Raw genomic sequence first — 6,565 nt, 5'->3', positions numbered from 1 at the left:
GCTGGCACGGATCAGTTTGATGATCGCTTCGATATGATCGAGCGCTTTTTTCAAACCTTCCAAGATATGGGCACGCGCTTTTGCTTTTTCGAGATCAAAAATCGTTCGTCGGATAATAACGGTTTTGCGGTGATTGATAAAGTGACCTAACATCTCAAGAAGGGTGAATACACGCGGCTCTTGGTTAAAGACGGAGAGCATAATAATCCCGAACGTCGTCTCCATGTTGGTTGATTTGTAAAGATTGTTGAGGACGATTTCGCTCATCGCATCGCGTTTAAGCTCGATAACGACACGGATCCCCTCACGGTCAGACTCGTCGCGGATTTCACTGATCCCCTCGATGAATTTATCTTTGACCAAATCGGCGATCGTTTCGATCAAACGTGCCTTATTGACTTGATACGGGAGTTCGTCGATAACGATAACGTCTTTGTTCGATTTTTTCTCGATGTGTGTTTTGGCACGAATGCGGATACGCCCGCGACCGCTCTCATACGCATCTAAAATCCCTTTTTTACCGTAAATAGTTCCACCGGTAGGAAAATCGGGAGCTTTGATAAACTGCATAATATCAATAAGAGAGGCGTTAGGATTGTCCATTAGATAGACAAGTGCATTGAGAACCTCATTCGGATTATGAGGAGGGATATTGGTCGCCATACCGACGGCAATACCGCTTGAACCGTTAATAATAAGGTTCGGGACACGTGTCGGAAGAACTTCAGGCTCGAAAGTGGTGCCGTCGTAGTTCTCGATCATATCAACCGTATCTTTTTCAAGATCTTTAAGGAGCTCTCCCGCATAACGGGTCATTCTCGCTTCGGTATAACGCATAGCAGCAGCGCTGTCTCCATCGACTGAACCGAAGTTTCCTTGACCGTCTACAAGCGGCGCGCGCATCGCAAAAGGTTGAGCCATACGAACCAATGCATCGTAAACCGAGGTATCACCGTGAGGGTGGTACTGACCGATAACATCCCCGACGATACGTGCCGATTTTTTATACTTGGCACCGGCGGATAGGCTCAGTTTGTCCATAGCATATAGGATACGACGGTGAACCGGTTTGAGACCGTCACGTACATCCGGAAGTGCCCGTCCGATGATAACGCTCATAGAGTAATCGAGATAACTGCTCTTAAGAGTGTCTTCTATATTAATGTCATTTATTTCGCTGTTGTCTAGCAGATCGTTCATGCGGTCCCCAAAAGTGAAGATAATATGACTGATTATATCCAACCGTGCCTTAAAGTCTAAAAATCTCTCTCATTTGATAAATTAATTAAATAAGGTTACAATTGCCTCAAATATCGTTGGAGCTTATTAATGAAAAAAATCGAAGCGGTTATCAAACCATTTAAACTAGAAGATGTAAAAGACGCCCTAGCCGAAATCGGTATTACGGGAATGACGGTAAGTGAAGTAAAAGGCTACGGTCGACAAAAAGGGCACAGCGAACTCTACCGCGGTGCAGAATACGTTGTAGACTTTCTTCCTAAAATCAAAATGGAGATGGTAGTGGACGATGATATGGTCGACAAAGTACTTAATACTGTTGTGGAAGCGGCACGCACCGGAAAAATCGGTGACGGTAAAATCTTCGTCAGCGATATTAATAAAATTATCCGTATCCGTACGGGTGAAACCGATAGCGACGCTATCTAAACAACTATTCTTCTCAAAAACTTCGCCTCTCACTTCACCCGTTTGGGTGGATTGCCTTTTAGTGTAAAATAACGACAAGATACCTTGTGTGAATTTCATCTTTACAATTGATTAAAATTTAATCAACAAACTGCACTCTCACTTTTGGATTACTTTGTACAATGGTACCTGACATTTAAGTTATAAGGAGAGAAAATGAAAAAGTGGCTTTTAGCTTTATCGCTAATGGGCGTATCGGCATTCGCCGAAGATGCTGCAGCACCTGTACTTAACTCAGGGGATACTGCATGGATGATGATGTCAACGGCGTTGGTTATGTTGATGACTCCGATCGGTTTGGCGTTGTTTTACGGCGGGATGACCCGTTCTAAAAATATTCTTAATACATTTGCGATGGTATTCGGTGCATTTGCCGTATCATTTATTGCATGGGTTGTTGCCGGTTTCTCTATCGCATTCGGTACGGCGGATGGTTCAATGAACCAAGTTATCGGTGGTTTCGGTCACATTATGCTTAGCGGCATCAGTTGGACGGAATTTGCAAGTGTTGATCTCGGACAGCTTTATCCGAAATTTGTATTTGTAGTGTTCCAAGGGACATTTGCTGCTATCACTGTAGCAATCGTTGCGGGTTCAGTGATTGAGCGTATGAAATTTTCTACTTGGATGGTTTTCGCTTTCATCTGGACAATCGTTGTATATGCTCCGATTACCCACATGGTATGGGGTGGCGGTTACCTTTTCAACGAAGGTGCTCTTGACTTCGCGGGTGGTACGGTTGTACATATGAACGGTGGTTTGGCTGGTCTTGTATTGGCTGTTTTGATCGGTAAACGTGCAGGCTATCCAAAAGTAGCTATGAAACCGGCAAGTGTTATCTTGACTGCTCTCGGTGCGGGTCTTTTATGGTTCGGTTGGTACGGATTTAACGGCGGATCGGCTTTTGGTGCGAACGCTATTGCCGGTCTTGCTTATTTGACAACAACCATTGCTGCGGCTGTTGCAACGGTGACTTGGATTGTAGTTGAGTATATGGTATTCAAAAAACCGACATTGCTCGGTGCGGCGACAGGTGCTATCGCAGGTCTTGTAGCGATTACTCCGGCGGCGGGTTTCGTAGGGGTTAACGGTGCATTTATCATCGGTGCAACGGGTGCTTTGATCGCGTTCTTCGGTGTAACGGCTCTTAAGAAAAAATTGGGTTACGATGACTCTTTGGATGCATTCGGAGTTCACTTCCTTGCAGGTCTTTGGGGTGCGATTGCAACCGGTATCTTCGCAGCGTACACACCGAATACTGACAATGCATTGTTGTGGTCTGGACCGTTGAAAGATTCAGGTGACCGTATGGGACAAATCATGGTTCAAGCGGAATCCGTTTTGGTTGTTGGACTATTCACATTGGTCGGTACGATCGTGGTCTACTACATCGCAATGGCATTGACTGGCGGTTCACGTATTAACGAAGAACAAGAGAGCCAAGGTTTGGATGAATCAGTACACGGTGAACGTGGATTTAACCTATAAGAAGGAATGAACAATGAAAAAAATCGAAGCGGTTATCAAACCATTTAAACTAGAAGATGTAAAAGACGCCCTTGCCGAAATCGGTATAACGGGTATGACGGTAAGCGAAGTAAAAGGGTACGGACGCCAAAAAGGGCACAGCGAACTCTATCGCGGTGCAGAGTATGTGGTTGACTTTCTTCCTAAAATTAAAATGGAGATGGTTGTCGATGATGCGATGGTAGACCAAGTGGTCAATACTGTTGTAGAAGCGGCACGAACCGGAAAAATCGGTGACGGTAAAATCTTCGTCAGCGATATCAGTAAAATCGTCCGTATCCGTACGGGTGAAACGGATATCGAAGCCATTTAATAACACGCAATCGGAACTCGTCCCGATTGCTACGTTAACACTGGGTTTACTTCGGCAGTAAGCCCAAGCACGCTAGCGTGCAATTTATGGCGATTGATTAAAATTTAATCAATCGTTCTTCTCCAATCCATTGGGTTGGATATATAATGCACACCTTTATCTTAGACTAAAGGTGCTGCATGGATACTGCATACGTTATTGACACCCTCTTTGCCCTCTTTTCGATCACACTTATTATCTTGATGGTTCCCGGTTTTGCGATGCTTGAAGCTGGTTTGGTACGAACTAAAAACGTCTCCAGCGTATTGACCGTCAACGTCATGATTTACGCAGTGGCGTCGATGGCTTTTATTTTGGTCGGATTTCATCTGGCTTTTGGTGATTTTCAAAGTACGACGATGAGTCAATGGGCATTTTTTATGTTCCAAATGGCGTTTGTCGGAAAAGCGATTAATATTATGAGCGGTGGTGTGGGTGAACGTGCCCGTCTTTTGCCGTTGACCCTTTTTACAGTGATTATGGGTGCGTTGATCTATCCGACGGCGGTTAATATCAGTTGGGGAAGCGATTGGATCAAGGATACAATTTTTGATTTGAACTTTGTCGATTTGGCCGGTTCAACCGTTATCCACTCGACAGGCGGATGGGCATTGCTTGCCGCTATCTTGGTTATCGGGGCACGTAAAGGGCGTTATGTTCAAGGTCAAATCCGTGTTATTCCCGCATCCAATATTCCTCTAGTTGTTTTAGGGGCGATGTTATTATGGATTGGATGGTTTGGATTTAACGGCGGTTCTGTGGGATCGATTTCGACCAAAGAGGCGGCGGACAGTGTCGCATTGACGATTTTTAATACCAATACGGCAGGTCTTTCCGGCGCGATTATCACCGGTATCGCTATTTATGCACGCTATAAACTTTTCGATATTACGATGATCTTAAACGGCGCACTCGGAGGATTGGTAGCGATCACTGCGGGTCCTCATTTGTATACGATGATCGATTCTATATTGATCGGGGGAATCGGAGGTGCCTTGGTTGTTCTTGCGGTACCGTTGTTTGACCGCTTTCGCATCGACGATCCGGTTGGGGCCTTGTCGGTTCATTTGGTCAACGGCATTTGGGGAACGTTAGCCGTAGGGATTTTTGCCGCGGATTATGCCAACGGGATAACATTCCTGAACCAGCTCAAAGGGGTTGGGGTTATGGCTCTATTCGTCTTTAGCGTATCGTTCAGCATCATTTATCTTATTAATAAAGTTATACCGTTTCGCGCTTCGGATGAAGATCAGGTTCAAGGGCTGGATGTCAGCGAATGCGGACTTGAAGCATATCCGGAATTTAAACGGGCGATTTAATACCCTCTTAACACTTTTGTAACACTTCTTCACTATTCTTCTTTTGGGGCTTCTTGCCCCGTAAAAGACTCTTTTAACCACCACGTTGTATAATTTGTTAATGTTGCTTAAAAAGGGAAAATATGTCTATTTATCGTGAGTATGATATCCGTGGAATTTATGAAAAAGAGTTGAATGAAGAGACGATTACCCGTTTGGGATATGCGTTGGCGGATGAGATGAAACAATACGGTGAATACGTTGGTGTGGGGTATGACGCACGTTCTCATTCACCGATCCTTTTTGAATATTTAACGGCCGGACTGAATGCCGGAGGGATGAAAGTGCTTGGGATGGGTATGGTTCCGACTCCCGTCAACTATTTTTGCAATTATCAAGAATTTGATGGAATAACGGCGTGTGCATCGGTGATGATTACCGGTTCTCACAACCCAAGCGAATACAACGGATTTAAAATTACGATTGATAAAGCTCCTTTTTTCGGTGAATCGATTTATGCCCTCGGTCGTAAAATCGATGCTTTAGAATTTCCTTCTAAAGTAGAGCGTCAAGTGGTTGAGATCGATGCGCTCTCTCGCTATAAAACATATATGATCGAATCCTTCGGCCATTTGCGAGGGATGGGTCAACGGATTGTGTATGACTGCGGAAATGGGGTTGCCGGGCTCGCTATCGAGGATATTTTTAATGCACTCGATCTTAAAACCAAAGGAATTTACGTCGATCCTGACGGAACATTCCCGAACCACCATCCCGATCCGAGTGAAGAGCACAATCTTGAAGATATCAAAAAACTTCTAGCTTCCGAGGGGGACATCGCGTTTGCGTATGACGGTGATGCCGACCGCATCGCTGTATTGACTCCTAACAACAACATCAAGGGCGATATGATGGCGCTGCTGTTCGCCCTTAAGATGAAAAATCCGACCGTTATCGGCGAGGTGAAATGTTCGCAAGTGATGTACGACACTCTCCGCGCACGCGGTGCGACTGCGGTGATGTACAAAACGGGTCACTCCAATCTTAAAGTGAAAATGAAAGAACTTCACGCCGATTTGGCGTGTGAAGTGAGTGGGCATGTATTCTTTGCCGACCGCTATTTCGGGTATGACGATGCGATTTACGCAACGTTGCGTATGCTTGAACTCATTCACGAAGGGGTTGATTTGGATGCCGAAATCGCCAAACTTCCTCATGTCTTTTCGACTGAAGAGATTAAAGTGAAAACGACGGAGCATGAAAAATTTCCGTTGATGGCAAAACTGAAAGAGTTGCTCCAAACTCCTCCGGCATCGTTTCCGGCTATCAAAGAGATAATCGATGTTGACGGTGTTCGCGTTATTTTTGATAAAGGGTGGGGACTGGTGCGAGCGAGTAATACGACTCCGGTATTGGTAACCCGTTTTGAATCGACGGAGCAAACCGAAGCGATTCGGTATGAAGAAGCGCTGAACAGCCTTATCCAAGAAGCACAAAAGCAGTTGAAGGCCTAATGATGAAATCGATTACCTTAACCATGCCGCTGGATATGCATCTTCATCTTCGTGACGGTGAGATGTTGGAGACGGTAGCGCCCCTCACCTCATACAGTTTCAGCGGCGCATTGGTGATGCCCAACCTTGTCCCGCCCGTAACGACGTTAGAAGCGGTAAAAGAGTAC

At 45.2% G+C, this 6,565-nt stretch carries 6 protein-coding genes and 1 pseudogene; 6 read left to right on the top strand and 1 reads right to left on the bottom strand.

Annotated features, from left to right (window positions below; all coding sequences use genetic code 11):
* On the bottom strand, positions 1-1,200 hold a 1,200-nt coding region (locus A2517_RS05185), incomplete at its 3' end, for a DNA gyrase subunit A (protein ID WP_294894818.1).
* A 129-nt stretch (positions 1,201-1,329) separates the two neighbouring features.
* On the opposite strand from A2517_RS05185, the gene A2517_RS05180 reads away from it, so the two are divergent.
* The 6 genes and pseudogenes from A2517_RS05180 to A2517_RS05155 form a co-directional block, all read left to right on the top strand.
* On the top strand, positions 1,330-1,668 hold the full coding sequence (locus tag A2517_RS05180) for a P-II family nitrogen regulator (RefSeq protein WP_294894816.1): 339 nt from the start codon (positions 1,330-1,332) through the stop codon (positions 1,666-1,668).
* 195 nt (positions 1,669-1,863) lie between these two features.
* Positions 1,864-3,195 (top strand): ammonium transporter, encoded by a 1,332-nt coding sequence (locus A2517_RS05175; RefSeq protein ID WP_294894813.1) that lies wholly within the window; start codon positions 1,864-1,866, stop codon positions 3,193-3,195.
* Between the two features lie 13 nt (positions 3,196-3,208).
* Positions 3,209-3,547, top strand: coding sequence for a P-II family nitrogen regulator (locus tag A2517_RS05170; protein WP_015654392.1), 339 nt, complete (start codon positions 3,209-3,211; stop codon positions 3,545-3,547).
* A 179-nt stretch (positions 3,548-3,726) separates the two neighbouring features.
* The gene (locus tag A2517_RS05165; RefSeq protein WP_294894811.1) at positions 3,727-4,905 is read left to right on the top strand and encodes an ammonium transporter; all 1,179 of its coding nucleotides are present in this window, start codon (positions 3,727-3,729) and stop codon (positions 4,903-4,905) included.
* Positions 4,906-5,027: 122 nt separating this feature from the next.
* Positions 5,028-6,398, top strand: coding sequence for a phosphomannomutase/phosphoglucomutase (locus A2517_RS05160; RefSeq protein ID WP_294894809.1), 1,371 nt, complete (start codon positions 5,028-5,030; stop codon positions 6,396-6,398).
* A 2-nt stretch (positions 6,399-6,400) separates the two neighbouring features.
* Positions 6,401-6,565: pseudogene (locus A2517_RS05155) on the top strand (dihydroorotase); the annotation flags it as partial.

It is taken from the genome of Sulfuricurvum sp. RIFOXYD12_FULL_44_77 (assembly GCF_001830725.1).
Taxonomy (GTDB): domain Bacteria; phylum Campylobacterota; class Campylobacteria; order Campylobacterales; family Sulfurimonadaceae; genus Sulfuricurvum; species Sulfuricurvum kujiense_A.
This window is presented reverse-complemented; position numbering and strand designations above follow the sequence as displayed.

Bases quoted from the DNA above. Each gene is read 5' to 3' on its own strand.
- A2517_RS05180 (WP_294894816.1), top strand. From the start codon at position 1,330: ATGAAAAAAATCGAAGCGGTTATCAAACCATTTAAACTAGAAGATGTA.
- A2517_RS05175 (WP_294894813.1), top strand. From the start codon at position 1,864: ATGAAAAAGTGGCTTTTAGCTTTATCGCTAATGGGCGTATCGGCATTC.
- A2517_RS05170 (WP_015654392.1), top strand. From the start codon at position 3,209: ATGAAAAAAATCGAAGCGGTTATCAAACCATTTAAACTAGAAGATGTA.
- A2517_RS05165 (WP_294894811.1), top strand. From the start codon at position 3,727: ATGGATACTGCATACGTTATTGACACCCTCTTTGCCCTCTTTTCGATC.
- A2517_RS05160 (WP_294894809.1), top strand. From the start codon at position 5,028: ATGTCTATTTATCGTGAGTATGATATCCGTGGAATTTATGAAAAAGAG.